Genomic DNA, 15,777 nt, shown 5'->3' with positions numbered 1-15,777 from the left:
CCGCCCACAACCGGGTGCGCCCGGGAGCGGGCCGTACGAGCGTGATCGTGCGGACGGTCACGACGATCGCGCCGGCCGGTACGGCGGAGCCGTGGATGCCCGCCCCGCCGCCCACGCGGCATCGGTACGGCGGGCTGACCGGACGTCTGCGGCCGGGCGGCCGGGTGGGCCCCCCTGGCCGGCGGTCGACGGCGGCGCGCCGGCGCGCCGGATATGGAATGCGTGTCGATAAACGCCTCATGCGAATTCCCCGAATGAAAAATGCGGCCAGGACAGGCCGGTTTTGCCCGGGGGGATCCAGACGTGCGGCGGCCCGTCAACGATGCACCGGGATCGGGCCCAAATCAATCAGGCACGCCGGAGAGAACGCATTCCGCCCGATTAGACAGGAGATCAGGGCAGCCAGGAGACGCGGCCGCGCAGCAGTCCGTACCCGACGAAGGCGACCACGTCGATCAGCGTGTGCGCGGCGATCAGCGGCATGGTCCGGCCCCAGCGCTGGTAGAGCCGGCCGAAGACCACGCCCATCGCGATGTTGCCGACGAAGCCGCCGAAGCCCTGGTAGAGGTGGTAGGACCCGCGCAGGACGGCCGACGCCCCGACCGCGCGCCACGGCGACCAGCCGCGCTGCCCCAGCCGGTGCAGCAGATACCCGGCGACCAGCACCTCCTCCAGCACGCCGTTCTGGGCGGCCTCGGCGACGAGGACCGGGATCCGCCACCAGGTGTCCGGCAGGCTGTCGGGCACGACGTTCAGGTTGATCCCGGAGCGGAAGGCGAACAGGTAGAACACCAGACCGGTGCCGCCGATCGCCGCCGCCAGCACGGCGCCGCGCAGCGTGTCGCGGCCGGGCTCGCGCCAGTCGGCCCCGATCGTGCGCATGGACTCGCCCGATCGGGCCAGCAGGTAGGCGACGAGCCCCACCGGCGCCACGTTCACCGCGATCCCCGCGAGGTGCAGCGTGAGATCCAGCCACGGGCGGCCCGGGGCCAGCGAGCCGACGAGCACGGCGTGCTGGTCGCCCAGGTCCTTCGGCGCGGTCAGTGCGCCGACGAGGCGGATGAGCGACAGCAGGGCACTGGCGCCGAGCGAGACCGCGAAGACCGCGATGATCTCCGGGCCGATCAGCCGCGGCGTGAGACCGCGCAGGGCGGTGGCGTCGGCGGTGGCGTCGTCCATGCTGGCAGGGTAGCCGCCCCCGCACGCTCACCCGTCCCGTCAGGCCCGCCCCATCAGTACGGCAGCGCACGGGACGTGAACGACGGTGCGACGAACGCCGCCTTGAACTTCGGGAAGGCCACCGTGTTGGGGTTGCCGTCCGAGGTGTAGCGGTCCGTAGGGTTGGCCTTGAGCCAGTCGAGCCACGCCATCGAGCAGAACTTCTTACAGTCGCCCACCTTGTTCTCCTTCGACCTGATCCGTGGGATGCCCACCGGGTCGAAGTCCTTGGTGAACGGCGACGGCGCCGGCGTGTAGCCCGCGAGGAACACGCCCTTGTAGTCGTAACGGGTGCCACCGGACGCCCCCTGCAGCGCCCACTTCTTCTCGTGCGGCTGGTTGCCGTACGGCAGGGCGAGCGTGACCGGCGGCGTCTTGACCAACGAGGTGATCAGCGTCTGCCCGGCCGCGATCTCCTTCTCCACCTGGTCCTTCGGCTTGCCCAGCAGGTTGAGGTGGTTGCGGGTGTGGTTGCCGATGTCGAAGTTGTGGTCCTTGAGCCACTGCAGGACCTGGATCTGCTCCTCCTGGCGGGCCTTGCCGAACAGGTCCTTGATCACATACATGGTCGCCACCGGCCGGAAGCCCGGATGCTTCTTCGCGACGTCCATCAGGATGCCGACCGCGCAGTCCGGCGACGGGTTGCCCATGCCGTCGAGCGTGAGCTGGGCGGGCGAGGAGTCGTCGAAGGTCAGCACCACCGGGTGCTTGCCCGCCGGGATGTCGATCTTCCCGGTGACGTACTCGGCCGCGGTGACCGGCACGTAGTCCTCCGCCGCCAGCCGCTCCAGCTCGTCGCGGAAGTCCTTCGGACTGCGGTCGTCGCCCGGCGGCGGGTTGTTGACGATCCGGTGATACATGATCACCGGAATCTGCCCCAGCTCGTTGGCCTTCGCCTGGGCGGCGGCGGCCGTCTCGGACTTGCGAAGCGTCGCATCGGCGGCCGCTCTGTTCTGCCGGTGGCCGGCCGGGCTCGCCTGTGTGGCGTGCTTGCCCCCGCCGGCCGCGCAGGCGGAGAGCGCCACCGCCCCCAACGACACCACGGCGATGCCGGCAACCCTGAAGCGCCCCATGGATCCCCCTCGTCGGGCCGCGCTTGACGATGAGGGGCTCCTACCCGCGCGACGTCTTCACGTCACGCCGAGTAGGACAAACATCACGCTAAGTACGTCATATCTGGGGCTGCGCGCAGAAGGCGACGCCGTCGCCGCCGATCTCGGCCGGGCCCTCGGACGCGTCGGCGAACACCGACTCGCCGGAACGCAGCTTCACCTCCGAGCCGGAGGCCGTACGCACGTTGACGACGCCTTCGGTGCACAGCACGATCCGGGGAAGACCCCCGGGGAGCACCTCCACCGCGCCGGACTCGACCCTGCGGAGCAGGAACTCCGGGACGGGCGGCACGTACGCACCGCCGACCGGCTCCACCGCCAGGGGCTGCGCCGCGGCGTCGGTGATCCGCAGCAGTTCCTCCACGTCGATGTGCTTGCCGGTCAGGCCCGCCCGCAGCACGTTGTCGGAGCAGGCCATGATCTCCACGGCGAGGCCGTCGAGGTAGCAGTGCAGCACCCCGGCCCCGAGGAACAGCGCCTCGCCGGGGGCCAGCGTGTGGCGGCGCATCAGCAACGGCGCCAGCACGGCCGGGTCCTCCGGGTAACGCCGCGCCAGCCGCACCACGAGCGCGTAGTCGGGCGTGTGGCAGGCGGAGGCCGCCCACACCACCGACTCGACCAGCTCCCGCCGGGAGCCGGGCCACTCGAGCAGCGCCCGCAGCGCGGCGAGCACGTCGCCGTCGCGCAGCGCCGCGACCACCGGCTGCAACGCGTTCACGTGCAGCCGCTCGACCAGCATCGACGCCTGCTCCGGCGGCCGGAACCCGGCCAGCCCGGTGAACGGCGTGAGCGCGCAGACCAGCTCCGGCTTGTGCCAGGGGTCGGTGTAGTTCGCGTCGCCCCGGGCGTGGCCCGCGGCGGCCTGATCGGCGTCGGGGTGGACCTGCAGCGACAGCGGCGCGTCCACCGCGATCACCTTCATCAGGTACGGCAGCCGCTGCCCGAACCGCCCGGCGACCGCCTCGCCGAGGGTCCCCACGGGGTCGGCGGCGACCGCGTCGGCGAGCGTGATCTCGGCCCCGTTCCTGGTCAGCCGGGAGGACGCGGCCGGGTGAGCACCCAGCCACATCTCGGCCTCCGGCCCCGAGGCGGGCCGCCCGGTCAGCTCGGCGATGGCCGTACGGGAGCCCCAGGGGTAGTCCTTTATGGGGTTGGTGAGCAGGTCCACGTGCGTCCTTCGGGCGTCAAAGGGGGAGTTCCGAGACTAACGGGGTTCGTTGACGCATCGGAGCACCGGGTGACGTACGAGCGCGCCGGGGTCGGGACTGCCGCCGGTGACGTGGAAGACCGCGGTCTCCCCCGGCAGCAGCGTGACGAGCTGGTCGTCCACGGTCGCGCGGGGATCGAGCCGGTCGGGGAAGAGCGCCAGCTCGCGCACGATCGTCCGCGCCGTCACGCGCACCCGCAGCCCGCCCTCGAACTCCTCGACCACCGTGTCCATCTCCGCCGGAGGGTAGTCCATGGCCGGGTCCTCGCGGGGGAACCGCAGCGCGCGGGCGTCGCCTAGGGTCGCGACCAGCACCTCACCCGCCGGATTCCCGGCCCGCGCCACCCCTTCGGGCAGCTCCACGGACGCCGTGCCGCGCGCCGGGACCGCCACGTCGAAGCGCTCCTTGGCCAGGATGTCCCCCGCCAGGCTGAGCCGTTCGACGGCGAGCTCGCCCGACCACGGCTCGCCGGTGTCGTTCACCACCGCCACCGCGTCGCCCTGGAAGGTCAGCAACCGGTCGGCGTACACCCGGCGCAGCGCGTACCACAGCGGCTTGCGCCGCCCGCCGCCGTCCACCGCGGCCCAGGAGGTGACCGGCCAGCAGTCGTTGAGCTGCCACGCGATCGTGCCCATGCAGTACGGCGCGAGCGCCCGGAACCGCTCGATGCCGAACGCCATCGCCCTGGCCTGGTTGACCTGCGTGTAGTAGTGCCAGTCGTCGAACCCGTCCGGCTGCGGCAGATGCTCGCCGAGGCCGCGCAGCAGCTTGAGGTTGCCGTCGATCGCCTTCTGGTGGTGGGTCACGCCCGGGGAGACCGGCGTCAGCGGGTCGTCGGAGACCGCGGCGCGCAGCGTGGCGTACGTCGGCGGGCCCTGGAAGCCGAACTCGGCCACGAATCTCGGCGTGTAGGTCCCGTAGTGCGTGTAGTCGTGGGTGTTCCAGACGGTCCAGATGTGGACGGTGCCCTTCGACGGGTCGTTCGGCGGCAGGTCGGGCGCCCCGGAGTACGGACTGCCCGGCCAGTAGGGCCGGGTCGGGTCGAGCTCGGCCACGACCCGGGGCAGCACGTCGTAGTAGAAGCCGGCGCCCCAGCTGCGGCCCTCCAGCGTCTCCTGCCAGCCCCAGTCGGCGTGGCCCTCGATGTTCTCGTTGTTGCCGCACCACAGGACGAGACTGGCGTGGCGGGTCAGGCGGGCGACGTGCTCGCGGGCCTCGGCCTCGACCTCCGCCGCGAAGCGGCCCTCCTCCGGGTAGGCCGCGCAGGCGAACGGGAAGTCCTGCCAGACGAGCAGGCCCATCTCGTCGGCGAGGTCGTAGAAGTCCTCGCTCTCGTACATCCCGCCGCCCCACACCCGCAGGCAGTTGGCGCCCGCGGCGGCCGCCTGGGCGAACCGCTCGGCGAGGCGCTCGCGGGTGATGCGGGAGGGGAAGCAGTCGTCGGGGATCCAGTTGAAGCCCTTGACGAAGACCGGCGTGCCGTTGACGACGAACGTGAACGCGTCGTCCGTGCGGTCGAGTTCGACGGAGCGAAAGCCGATCCGGCCGGTCCATTCGTGGTCGTCGAGCCGGACGGTCAGGTCGTACAACGGCTGCTCGCCGTACCCGCGCGGCCACCACAGCTCCGGGTCGGGCACGGTCAGCGTGACGACGGCCCGGCGCTGCCCGGCGCCGACGGTGACGGTCCCGGTCACGCCCCCCGCCGAGGCCGTGAGCGTGAGCGGCCGCTCGGCGGCGCGCTCGACCGCCACGTGCACCTCGACCCTGCCGTCTCCGTGGACGAGCGGACGCACCTCGGCCAGGCGGGCGGTGCTCCAGGTCTCGATGCCGATGGGCCGCCAGATCCCGGCCGTGACCAGCGTCGGTCCCCAGTCCCAGCCGAAGTTGCAGGCCATCTTCCTGATGAACTGGTACGGCTCGGCGTACGCGCCGGGGCGGTCGCCGAGGGCCGCCTTCTGCGTCTCCGCGTACCCGTACGGCGGGTCGAACAGGATCTTCAGCGTGTTCTCGCCCGCACGCAGCAGGTGCCGTACGGAGAAGCGGTACGACCGGTGCATGTCGGCCGTCGTGCCGATCTCGATGCCGTTGAGCACGATCGTGGCGGCCGTGTCGAGCCCCTCGCAAACGAGGTCCGCCCGGTCGTCCTCGGTGCCGTCCCCCGCTGAATCCCACGTGAAGGTGGTCTCGTACGCCCATGCCGTGCGGCCGATCCAGGTCAGCCGGTCCTCGTTGTCGTCCAGGTACGGGTCCTCGATCAGCCCGGCGGCCAGGAGGTCGGTGTGGACGCAACCGGGAACGATCGCGGGCAGGCCCGCGACCACCGGCCGGAGCTGCCCGGTCGACGACACTGCGGTGACGGTCCACCCGTCGCGCAGGGGACGGTACGAGCTCACGCTTGCTCCTTCGCGAGAAGATCAGCGGCCGGAGGCCGGCTGGAGTTCGGTGAGCATGAGCGTGCCGCCCATCTCCATCCAGTTGCGCCACATCGTCGGCGGGTACTTCGGCGTGCCCTGCCCACTGGTCGGCCAGTTCGTCCAGACCGCATCGGTGGTCTGAGACCACAGGCCGTTGTACCAGAGCGGGATGACCGGCATGTCGTCGAGCTGGATCTTCTGCAGCTCCGAAGTGATCTTCTTCATGCCCGCCAGGTCCTCGGGCCTGACCTGGTCGAGTTGCCGGGTGAGCTCCCACGCCCGCTTGTTCTCGTACCGGCCGAAGTTCCTCGTGGTCTGCAGCTTCCGCACCGGGAGGCGGAACAGGTAGTCGTAGTACAGCCAGGGGGTGTTGGCGAGCCCGTTGTCGTTGTTGAGGACCATGTCGTACTTGCCGGAGCTGCGGAGGTCGACGAGCACGTTGTAGTCGGGGAAGTCGGCCTCGACGTCGATGCCGGCCGCCTTGGCGCTGGAGCTGATGACCCGCGCCGCCTCCATCCAGTCGGTCCACCCGGCGGGCACGATGAGCTTCAGCGAGATCTTGGCACCGCTCGGCGACTCGACCAGCCCGTCGCCGTCGCGGTCCTTGTAGCCGGCGTCGGCCAGCAGTTGCTTGGCCTTGTCGGGGTTGTAGGAGAAGCCGAGCCGGGAGGTGACGGCCTTGTCGATGTACTTGTCCCACTGCGGCAGCAGGCCGGTCGGGTCGGAGACCTTGACCAGGTTGCCGTAGACGCCCTCGATGATCCTCTTCGTGTCGATCGCGTAGGCGACCGCCTTGCGGAACTCCTTGTCGTCCATCGGCTTCTTCGTCGTGTTCAGCCACAGCCAGGCCGTGGTCGCCGGCAGCATGTACGGCGGCCGGTCGTAGTAGGTCTTGATGCCGAAGTCGCCCTTGACCAGGTTCCCGATGCCCGGCAGGAAGTTCACGCCGAGGTCGAGGTCCTTCTGCAGCAGCATGCCCATCGCGACCTCGTTGGTGGAGTTGACGATGTCGACGACGTACTTCGGCTTGACGTCCTTGCCGAGCGCCTTGGTGGCCCACCAGCCGCCGCGCTTGGCCCAGACCATGCGGTCCTCGTCATGCGACCGGTAGGCGTACGGGCCGGTGCCGACAGGCTCCTCGTTGGCCCCGTTCATCACCTCGTCCTCCGACCGGTTCGCCCACAGGTGCTTGGGGACGATGGCCCGGCTGTAGAGGTGGTTGGCCCACTCCTGGTAGTTGGCGGTGGTGAAGGTGAACTTCACGGTGTGGTCGTCGACCTTGTCGGCGGACCTCAGCCACGACCACAGGGGGTGATAGGGGACGGTCTCGAACTTGCCGAGCTCGAACGTGAAGATGACGTCGTCGGCGGTGAAGGGCTTGCCGTCCGACCAGGTGACGTCCTTGCGCAGCTTGAGCGTGTACTCCAGGTCGCCGGTCCAGTCACCGCCCTCGGCCAGCCAGGGCAAGAACTTGTCGGTGTTCCCGTCGTACATGAACAGCGTCTCGTAGACCAGGCCCTTGGTGCCCGTGGCGGAGTCCCACTCGCGCAGGGGGTTCCAGTTCGTCGGTGGTCCCCACTGGGTGCCGCTGGTGTAGAGGGTCTCGTTGCGGGGGAGGTCTCCGCCGCTGCCGCCCGCCGCCGGGGCCTCCGCAGGACCGGTCGGCGTGGGCGCCCCCCCGCCTCCCGAGCAGGCCACGCTCAACAGGCCGGCTGCCAGCACCGGTATAAGAAACCGCGTTCGGTTCCGCATGGTGAAATCTCCTTCCCCCACGCGACACCGCGCGGGGTCTGCATAGGTTGCCAGGCCCCGATCATGCTCGGTCCGCTACCGCTGAACCGGATAAGTGCCGAAACCGTAAAATCCCAATATAGGTGGTGTCAATAGCGAGAAGATGGAGGCAAAGTAACGGTAGTAAGCTAACAGCCACTGGACCGGTTCAGCCCGAGGGGATACGTGAGAAGACCGACCATCGCGGACATCGCACGCCAGGCGGGGGTCTCCAAGGGCGCGGTCTCGTACGCCCTGAACGGCCAGCCCGGGGTGTCCGAAGCGACCAGGGCCCGCATCCTGGCGATCGCGAACGAGATCGGCTGGCGGCCGAACATCGCGGCCCGGGCGCTCAACGGCGCCCGCGCGCACGCCGTGGGCCTCGCCCTGTGCCGGCCCGCCCGTTTCCTCGGCGTGGAGCCGTTCTTCATGGAGCTGATCAGCGGCATCGAGGCGGAGCTGTCCGCCCGCTCGTACGCCCTGCTGCTGCAGGTGGTCGGCGACCACGAGGCCGAGATGGGCGTCTACCGCCGCTGGTGGGGAGAGGGCCGGGTGGACGGCGCGATCCTCGTCGACCTCCACCTCGACGACCCCCGCGTGCCGCAGGTGGAGGAGATGGGCATGCCCGTCGTCGTCCTCGGGCACCCCTCGGCCGCCGGGTCGCTCGTGCCGGTCTGGGCCGACGACAGCGCGGCCGTACGCGAGACGGTGGAGTATCTCGTCGCGCTCGGGCACCGGCGGATCGCCCGCGTCGCCGGGCTGCCCCGGCTGTCGCACACGGCGATCCGCGACCGCGCGTTCGGCGACGTCTGCGCCGGTCTCGGCCTGGACGGCTGCCCGATCGTGCACACCGACTACACCGGCGAGGAGGGCGCGCGGGCCACCCGGCGGCTGCTCAGCTCACCCGAACGGCCCTCGGCGATCGTCTTCGACAACGACATCATGGCCGTGGCCGGCCTGTCGGTCGCCCAGGAGATGCGACTCGACGTGCCGGCCGAACTGTCCGTCGTCGCCTGGGACGACTCCCCGCTCTGTCAGGTCGTCCGCCCGCCGCTGACCGTGCTCACCCGGGACATCCCGGCGTACGGCGCGCACGCGGCGCAGCGGCTGCTCGCGCTGATCGACGGCGTGGAGGCGAGGCCGCTGGAGGACCGGGCCCCGCGCCTGACCACCCGCGGCAGCACCGCGCCGCCCGCCTAGTCTTCAGGGTCTTCAGGGTCTTCAGGCCGCCGCGGGGAGCGCCGACCAGTCGATCACCAGGCGCTGCGGGTCCGCGGGGTCGGTCCACACCTGGACCGTCCGGCCCGGCAGCACGGCGCCCATCAGCAGCCGGGGGAGGATCTGCCGGTGCGCGACCACGTACGGCGCGCCGGAGGCGGGCTGCACCCGCAGGTCGAATGCGACGACCACCTGGTCGTTCACCATCGTGCCCGTGTCCCGCATGCTCGCGACCAGGGCGGTCGCCGGCAGGCCGGTGCCGACGAGGTCCTGGTTGCCGGTGCCCAGGAAGCTCTTCATCTGGCCGAAGACGCCGGTGGAGGGGCCACCGCCGCCGACCAGCTTGGTGGCCAGGATGACGACGTCGCCGATCACCAGGAACATCCCGACGACGAAGGCGGGCATGCCCCACGACATGGTGTCGATCGAGCCGATCCCGTAGATGCCGGCGAGCAGCATGGCGAGGCCGGTGCCGGCGCCGATGACAAGGACAGTACGCGACATTGTTCTCAACCCTTCGGATTTCTCGTACGTCCTAGAGATAGGCGGACGGGCTTGATCGGTACTTGCAGGGCGGTTACCTCGTTTGAAAGGTGACGTTCAGGGGAGATCGCTACACTTGGCCCCGTTTGCCGCTACTGGCTTGCGACCTGGCGAGAAACGCCTGGTCCGACCCCCTCAGGAGCACGACAGTGGGTCACGTCGACGTCCGTCCCGCGCCCCCGGCGGAGGAGGACCTCCCGGCGCCGCCGCCGCCCCGGACGCCCCCCAAGTGGCGGGCATGGCTGTGGGTCACGTTGTCGGGAGCGCTGGGCGTGCTCACGGGCGCCGCCACGTTCGCCGTCGGCGGGTACGTCAAGCTGACCGGCAACGTCAAGCACGAGACGGTGACCAAGCAGGATCTCGGCGAGGCACGCCCGCAGAAGATCAGCAAGGCGCTCAACGTGCTGATCGTCGGTTCGGACCAGCGCAACGGCGCGAACGCCAAGTACGGCAGGTTCCCCGGCGAGCGCACCGACACGATCATCCTGGCGCACATCTCACCCAACCGGGACGGCGCGGTGCTGATCAGCTTCCCGCGCGACTCGCTCGTCCGGCTCCCCGCCTGCCCCGCGAAGGGCACCCTGCCGGGCCAGCGGCCGCACGTCGGAATGATCAACGAGTCGTTCAACTCCGGCGGCATCGGCTGCACCTGGAAGACGATCGAGGGCCTCACGAACATCCACATCGACCACTTCGTGAAGGTCGACTTCACCGGCTTCAAGGCGATGGTGAACGCGCTGGACGGCGTGCAGGTCTGCCTGCCGCAGGCCGTCCACGACAAGAAGGCGCTGCTCGACCTGCCCGCCGGCAGGCAGGTGCTCAAGGGCGAGCAGGCGCTCGGATACGTCCGCGCGCGCTACAGCCTCGGCGACGGCTCCGACATCGGCCGGATCCAGCGCCAGCAGATGTTCCTCGCCTCGATGGCCAAGAAGGCCATGAGCGGCGAGACGCTGACCAACCCCGCCACGCTGTTCGGCTTCCTCGACGCGGTGACCAAGTCGATCACCACCGACCCCGACCTCACGATCGGCGTGATGAAGGACCTCGCGACGAGCGCGCAGGGCCTGACCGCCGGGCAGATCCGCTTCGTCACCACGCCCTGGCGCTACTCCATCACCAACCCCGGGCGGGTCGAGTGGGTGCAGCCGCAGGCCCAGCGGCTGTTCAGGATGGTCGCCGCCGACCAGATCGCCAAGAACGTCAAGAGCGGCGAGCAGAAGATCCCCAAGTCGCAGATCCACATCCTGGTCCGCAACGGCAGCGGGCAGCAGGGGCTCGGCACCCAGGTGGCCGCGGAGCTGGAGCAGCGCGGCTACCACATCGTCAAGGTCGAGCAGGCGCCCCAGCCGTACGCCAAGACCGTCGTGGCGTACTCGAAGAACGGCGAGAGCCGGGCGTCCCGGCTGTACCGCGAGCTCAAGAAGTCACGGTCCCGCCTGGTGCCCACGGCCACCACGCAGACCCTCGTGCTGGGGATCGGGGCCGACTGGAACGGGATGAAGCCCCCCAGGACGCTCGACGACGTGGAGGGCTTCGACGCCACGCAGGACAGCTGCACGGCCTCCTAGAAGAGCCAGTCCAGCAGTCCGCCGCCGTGGCGCGGCTCCTCCTTCGTGGGGGCGGGCGCGCTGGTCGGCTGTTCGGTGGCCGCGTCGGCGGTGGGGGCCGTGGCCGCCTGTTCCTCGGCCGGGCCCGCGTCCGTCCCACCGGCCTGCTTGCCGGTCTGGGCGTCGACCGACACGCGCGACGGACGCGGGGAGGCGGTCGCCCGGGAGCCGGGGTCCTGTGTACGAGGCCGATCGGCGCGCGAGGGCGCGGGCGACGCGGCCGGCGCCTCGGTCCCGGACGTCGCGGGCCGGGTCCGTTCGGGCCGGGCGCTGGGAGGCTCGCTGGGCGCCTGGCTCGGCACGTCGTCGGGCACGTCGCTCACCTCGTCGGTGGGCACGTCCGTAGGCTCTCCGGCCGGTGAGGCCGGCGCCGTCGTGGCCGTGCCGGCCCCGGCGGCGCAGGTCGCTCCGTCAGCGCAGTCCGCTCCGGACGGCTGCCCGACCCACAGCGCCAGCGCCCAGATCGCGCCCAGGACCCCGGCGGCGATCAGGCCGGTCCGCAGCAGCAGCCCGCCGCGCCGCGACCCCTCGGCCTCGTCCTCCTCCGGATCGGGGGCGTTGCGCCAGCCCGAGCCGAGGAAGCCGCGCGGATCGGTGTCGCCGTCGCTCACCTCCTCGTCGCTCACCAGGCCCTCGGACCGGAGCCGAGCCGTGCGTCCGGCGGCGTAGTCATCCTTGTCGGCGTGGTCGGCGGGGGTCAGCGCGGGCTGGTCCGGCCGCCAGTCCTCCGACAACACGTCGCCCTGGTCTTCCGGCGCGGTGCCGAGAGCCTGGTCGTCGTGCTCCTCGGACCAGAACCGGTCTCCCTCACCGCCATGACGGCCTTCGTCGGTGATGTACGGCCGGCTGAGCGAGCCGTCCTGCTCGTAGGCGTCCTCGGTGGCCGGGTCGCGCATGAAGGTCCTTCCTCGGTGGGCTTTTGGGCCATGTCTCAATAGCGTCCGTTCCTAGCACCGATCGACACGTCCTGTCTGGAAATTTCACAACAATCGCTGGAAGTCGGGTTGTCATCGACGCAACAACCCCGCAAACCCATCGGGCTTGACGGGATTCCTGGAACGGTCTTTAATATCGACTAAACCGACTGACTTGGTAGGAATCTCGGAATAGAGGACACGGCATGAGAGTGCGCAGGCTCGGGGCCATCGCAGCCGCCGTCATGGCGACGACCACCCTGGTCACCGCCTGCGGGGGAGACGGCAACGCCGGCGGGGGCGACGGCGGCGGCGACAAGGTCCAGTTGGCACTGGTCGCCTACTCCACCCCCCAGGCGGCGTTCGAGGACGCGATCAAGGCGTTCCAGAAGACGCCCGAGGGCAAGAACATCACCTTCACCCAGTCGTACGGCGCGTCCGGCGACCAGAGCCGCGCGGTGGCGAACGGCCTCAAGGCGGACATCGTCGAGTTCTCCCTGGAGACCGACATCACCCGGCTCGTCAAGGCCGGCATCGTCGCGGAGGACTGGAACTCCGGCCCCACCGCGGGGATGCTCACGAACTCCGTCGTCGTCATCGGCACCCGCAAGGGCAACCCCAAGGGCCTCAAGACCTGGGACGACCTCGTCAAGCCCGGGATCGAGGTCATCACGCCCAACCCGTTCACCTCCGGCGCCGCCCGCTGGAACCTCCTCGCGGGTTACGGCTACAAGTCGAACAAGGGCGCCGACCAGGCCGCCGGGCTCGCGTACCTCGACTCGCTGCTCAAGAACGTGCCGGTCCAGGACGACAGCGGCCGCAAGGCGCTGCAGACCTTCACCGGCGGCAAGGGCGACGCGCTCCTCACGTACGAGAACGAGGCCATCTTCGCCCAGCAGAACGACCAGGAGCTGGACTACGTCATTCCGGACTCCACGCTCCTGATCGAGAACCCGGTGGCCGTGACCAAGAACAGCGCCCACCCCGCGGAGGCCGCGGCCTTCCTCAAGTACCTCTACTCGGTCGAGGCCCAGACGATCTTCGCCAAGAACGGCTACCGCCCGGTCGTCGACGGCGTGACCGGATTCGACTGGCCCACCCCGCCGCAGCTGTTCACGATCAAGGACCTCGGCGGCTGGGACAAGATCACGACTGAGTTCTTCGACTCGAAGACCGGCAAGGTCGCGGAGATCGAACGCAAGCTCGGCGTGGCGACGGAGAAATGACGACGGAGAGATGACACGGTCACGCGTGGCCGGCGGCACCGCCGCCGGCCTCGGCATCGCGGTCCTGTACCTGAGCCTGATCGTGCTGATCCCGCTGGCCGCCGTGGTCTGGCGCTCGGCGGACGAGGGGCCCGGGTACTTCTGGCGCTCGGTCACCACCCCCGACGCCTGGGCCGCGCTCACCCTGACCATCGGCGCCTCGGCGCTCGTCGCCCTGGTCAACCTGGTCATTGGCACGGTCATCGCCTGGGTGCTGGTCCGCGACCGCTTCCCCGGCCGGGCCGTGCTCGACACGATCATCGACCTGCCGTTCGCGCTGCCGACCATCGTCGCCGGTCTCGTCCTGCTCGCGTTGTACGGCCCGCAGTCCCCGCTCGGGGTCAACCTGGCCTACAGCAGGGCCGGAGTCGTGCTGGCGCTGATGTTCGTGACGCTGCCGTTCGTCGTCCGTACGGTGCAGCCGGTCCTGCTGGAGCTCGACACGGAGATGGAGCAGGCGGCGGCCTCGCTCGGCGCGAAGCCGTTCCAGACCTTCCGCCGGATCATCCTGCCGAACCTGATCCCCGCGATGCTGTCGGGCACCGCCCTCGCCTTCACCCGGGCGATCGCCGAGTTCGGCTCGACCGTGCTCATCTCGGGCAACCTGCCGTTCAAGACGCAGGTCGCGGCGGTGAACCTCTTCAGTCAGATCGAGAGCGACAACATCACGGGCGCGGCCGCGATCTCGACGGTGCTGCTCGTGGTGGCCCTCGTGGCGCTGATCGCGCTCGACGTCCTGCAACGCTGGGGGAGCCGCCGTGGCTAAGCACGTCCTGCGCCTGGTCGCGGTCGTCTACGTCCTGTTCCTGCTGGTCCTGCCCGTAGGGCTGATCGTCTGGCGGACCTTCGGCGACGGGCTCGGGCCGTTCGCCGAGGCGCTGACCTCCCCGTCGGCCCTGCACGCGTTCAAGGTGACGCTCGCGGTCGCCGGCTGGTCTGTCGTGGCCAACACGGTCTTCGGGGTCGGCGCCGCGCTGCTGCTCGTCCGGCACGAGTTCCCCGGCAAGCGGCTGCTGGGGGCGTTCATCGACCTGCCGATGGCCGTCTCGCCGGTCGTCGTCGGCCTCGCGCTCATCCTCGTGTACGGCCGTTTCGCCCCCGTCGGCGGCCTGCTGGAGAGCTGGGGAATCCAGGTGATCTTCTCCACCCCCGGCATGGTGCTGGCCACGGTCTTCGTGGCGCTGCCGCTCGTCGTACGGGCCGTCGTACCGGTCCTGGAGGAGCTCGGCGACGAGCAGGAGCAGGCCGCGCACACGCTGGGCGCCGGCCGCCTCCAGGTGTTCACCCGCATCACGCTGCCCGGCATCCGCTGGGCCCTCGGCTACGGGGTGGTGCTCTGCCTGGCCCGTTCGCTCGGCGAGTACGGCGCGGTCGCGGTGGTCTCCGGCCGCCTCGTGGACCAGACCCAGACGCTGACCCTGTTCGTCGAGGAGCGGTTCCAGAACTTCGACCAGCCGGCCGCGTTCGCCGCCGCCACGGCCCTCGCCCTGATCGCCGTGGTCACCCTGCTGCTCACCAAGCTCCTGCGCCCGAAGGATCGGTCTCATGGCAATTGAGGTACGCGACGTGAACAAGTCGTTCGGGGCCACGCCGGTCCTGCACGACGTGTCGCTGGACGTCGCCGCGGGGTCGCTCACCGCGCTGCTCGGCCCGAGCGGCGGGGGCAAGTCGACGCTGCTGCGGGTGATCGCCGGCCTGGAGCGGCCCGACACCGGCACGGTCCGGATCTCCGGTGCCGACGCCACCCGGTTGTCCCCGCAGCGGCGCAACGTCGGCTTCGTGTTCCAGCACTACGCCGCCTTCAAGCACCTCACGGTCTTCCGCAACGTGGCCTTCGGGCTGGAGATCCGCAAGCGGCCCAAGGACGAGATCCGCAAGCGCGTCATGGAGCTGCTGGAGCTGGTCCACCTGGAGAAACTGGCCGACCGCTACCCGTCCCAGCTGTCGGGTGGCCAGCGCCAGCGCATGGCCCTGGCCCGGGCGCTCGCGGTGGAGCCCCAGGTGCTGCTGCTGGACGAGCCGTTCGGCGCTCTGGACGCGCAGGTGCGCAAGGAGTTGCGGGCGTGGCTGCGCCGGCTGCACGACGAGGTCCACGTCACCACCGTGTTCGTCACCCACGACCAGGAGGAGGCCATCGAGGTCGCCGACACGATCGTGGTGCTGGCCGGGGGCGAGGTCGTGCAGGCCGGCAGCCCCGGCGAGGTGTACGACAACCCGGCCAACCCGTTCGTCATGCGCTTCCTGGGCCCGGTCACCGAGCTCGGCGGCAACCTGGTCCGCCCGCACGACATCGAGATCAGGCAGGACCCCGTCGAGGGCGGCTCGCCCGCCGTGGTCTCCCGCGTCGTACGGCTCGGCTTCGAGGTGCGCGTGGAGGTGGAGATCGCCGGGCAGGACGCGTGGGTCCAGGTGACGCGGGAGCAGGCCGACCGGCTCGGTCTCGGGCCGGGCGACACCGTGCATCTGCGGCCCGCGCCCGGCGCCCGATCTCTGGCCCTCGCCCTGTGA

The 15,777-nt window shown here is 70.4% G+C and carries 13 protein-coding genes; 6 read left to right on the top strand and 7 right to left on the bottom strand.

Going from position 1 to position 15,777, the window contains the following annotated elements:
• Window positions 1–393: 393 nt before the first annotated feature.
• From HHX30_RS21090 to HHX30_RS21070, 5 genes are all read right to left on the bottom strand, one after another.
• Window positions 394–1,179 (bottom strand): CPBP family intramembrane glutamic endopeptidase, encoded by a 786-nt coding sequence (locus HHX30_RS21090; RefSeq protein ID WP_169983687.1) that lies wholly within the window; start codon window positions 1,177–1,179, stop codon window positions 394–396.
• A 53-nt stretch (window positions 1,180–1,232) separates the two neighbouring features.
• Complete coding sequence (locus HHX30_RS21085; protein ID WP_169983686.1) at window positions 1,233–2,291, bottom strand: polysaccharide deacetylase family protein; 1,059 nt, start codon at window positions 2,289–2,291, stop codon at window positions 1,233–1,235.
• A 97-nt stretch (window positions 2,292–2,388) separates the two neighbouring features.
• Window positions 2,389–3,498, bottom strand: coding sequence for a mannose-6-phosphate isomerase, class I (gene manA, locus HHX30_RS21080; RefSeq protein WP_169983685.1), 1,110 nt, complete (start codon window positions 3,496–3,498; stop codon window positions 2,389–2,391).
• Between the two features lie 36 nt (window positions 3,499–3,534).
• Complete coding sequence (locus tag HHX30_RS21075; protein WP_169983684.1) at window positions 3,535–5,931, bottom strand: glycosyl hydrolase 2 galactose-binding domain-containing protein; 2,397 nt, start codon at window positions 5,929–5,931, stop codon at window positions 3,535–3,537.
• A 21-nt stretch (window positions 5,932–5,952) separates the two neighbouring features.
• The gene (locus tag HHX30_RS21070; RefSeq protein ID WP_169983683.1) at window positions 5,953–7,704 is read right to left on the bottom strand and encodes an ABC transporter substrate-binding protein; all 1,752 of its coding nucleotides are present in this window, start codon (window positions 7,702–7,704) and stop codon (window positions 5,953–5,955) included.
• A 204-nt stretch (window positions 7,705–7,908) separates the two neighbouring features.
• On the opposite strand from HHX30_RS21070, the gene HHX30_RS21065 reads away from it, so the two are divergent.
• Entirely contained in the window at window positions 7,909–8,922 is a 1,014-nt protein-coding gene (locus HHX30_RS21065; protein ID WP_169983682.1) for a LacI family DNA-binding transcriptional regulator, read from the top strand.
• Window positions 8,923–8,943: 21 nt separating this feature from the next.
• Here HHX30_RS21065 and HHX30_RS21060 read toward each other — a convergent pair whose 3' ends face one another.
• On the bottom strand, window positions 8,944–9,444 hold the full coding sequence (locus tag HHX30_RS21060; protein WP_169983681.1) for a hypothetical protein: 501 nt from the start codon (window positions 9,442–9,444) through the stop codon (window positions 8,944–8,946).
• Between the two features lie 188 nt (window positions 9,445–9,632).
• On the opposite strand from HHX30_RS21060, the gene HHX30_RS21055 reads away from it, so the two are divergent.
• Window positions 9,633–11,051 (top strand): LCP family protein, encoded by a 1,419-nt coding sequence (locus HHX30_RS21055; RefSeq protein WP_169983680.1) that lies wholly within the window; start codon window positions 9,633–9,635, stop codon window positions 11,049–11,051.
• Here HHX30_RS21055 and HHX30_RS21050 read toward each other — a convergent pair.
• Entirely contained in the window at window positions 11,048–11,986 is a 939-nt protein-coding gene (locus HHX30_RS21050) for a hypothetical protein (RefSeq protein WP_169983679.1), read from the bottom strand. The genes HHX30_RS21055 and HHX30_RS21050 overlap by 4 nt on opposite strands.
• 224 nt (window positions 11,987–12,210) lie before the next feature.
• Here HHX30_RS21050 and HHX30_RS21045 point away from each other — a divergent pair, with 224 nt between their 5' ends.
• The 4 genes from HHX30_RS21045 to HHX30_RS21030 are packed head-to-tail and all read left to right on the top strand — an operon-like array spanning window position 12,211 to window position 15,777.
• Window positions 12,211–13,230, top strand: a complete 1,020-nt coding sequence (locus HHX30_RS21045; RefSeq protein ID WP_211592294.1) for a sulfate ABC transporter substrate-binding protein — start codon at window positions 12,211–12,213, stop codon at window positions 13,228–13,230.
• 10 nt (window positions 13,231–13,240) lie between these two features.
• Complete coding sequence (gene cysT, locus HHX30_RS21040) at window positions 13,241–14,035, top strand: sulfate ABC transporter permease subunit CysT (protein ID WP_169983678.1); 795 nt, start codon at window positions 13,241–13,243, stop codon at window positions 14,033–14,035.
• A complete protein-coding gene (locus HHX30_RS21035) occupies window positions 14,028–14,825 on the top strand; it encodes a sulfate ABC transporter permease (protein WP_169983677.1) in 798 nt (265 codons plus the stop codon). The genes cysT and HHX30_RS21035 overlap by 8 nt, the downstream gene beginning before the upstream one ends.
• The gene (locus HHX30_RS21030) at window positions 14,815–15,777 is read left to right on the top strand and encodes a sulfate/molybdate ABC transporter ATP-binding protein (protein ID WP_169983676.1); all 963 of its coding nucleotides are present in this window, start codon (window positions 14,815–14,817) and stop codon (window positions 15,775–15,777) included. The genes HHX30_RS21035 and HHX30_RS21030 overlap by 11 nt, the downstream gene beginning before the upstream one ends.

The sequence above is a fragment of the Microbispora sp. H10836 genome (assembly GCF_012999525.1).
In the GTDB taxonomy this organism is placed as follows: Bacteria; Actinomycetota; Actinomycetes; order Streptosporangiales; family Streptosporangiaceae; genus Microbispora.
Note: the sequence above shows the minus strand (reverse complement) of the source record. Positions and strands in the feature narration are given on the sequence as shown.

Coding starts and splice junctions, on each gene's coding strand:
- HHX30_RS21090 (WP_169983687.1), bottom strand. CDS start 1,179: ATGGACGACGCCACCGCCGACGCCACCGCCCTGCGCGGTCTCACGCCG.
- HHX30_RS21085 (WP_169983686.1), bottom strand. CDS start 2,291: ATGGGGCGCTTCAGGGTTGCCGGCATCGCCGTGGTGTCGTTGGGGGCG.
- HHX30_RS21070 (WP_169983683.1), bottom strand. CDS start 7,704: ATGCGGAACCGAACGCGGTTTCTTATACCGGTGCTGGCAGCCGGCCTG.
- HHX30_RS21060 (WP_169983681.1), bottom strand. CDS start 9,444: ATGTCGCGTACTGTCCTTGTCATCGGCGCCGGCACCGGCCTCGCCATG.
- HHX30_RS21050 (WP_169983679.1), bottom strand. CDS start 11,986: ATGCGCGACCCGGCCACCGAGGACGCCTACGAGCAGGACGGCTCGCTC.
- HHX30_RS21045 (WP_211592294.1), top strand. CDS start 12,211: ATGAGAGTGCGCAGGCTCGGGGCCATCGCAGCCGCCGTCATGGCGACG.
- cysT (WP_169983678.1), top strand. CDS start 13,241: ATGACACGGTCACGCGTGGCCGGCGGCACCGCCGCCGGCCTCGGCATC.
- HHX30_RS21030 (WP_169983676.1), top strand. CDS start 14,815: ATGGCAATTGAGGTACGCGACGTGAACAAGTCGTTCGGGGCCACGCCG.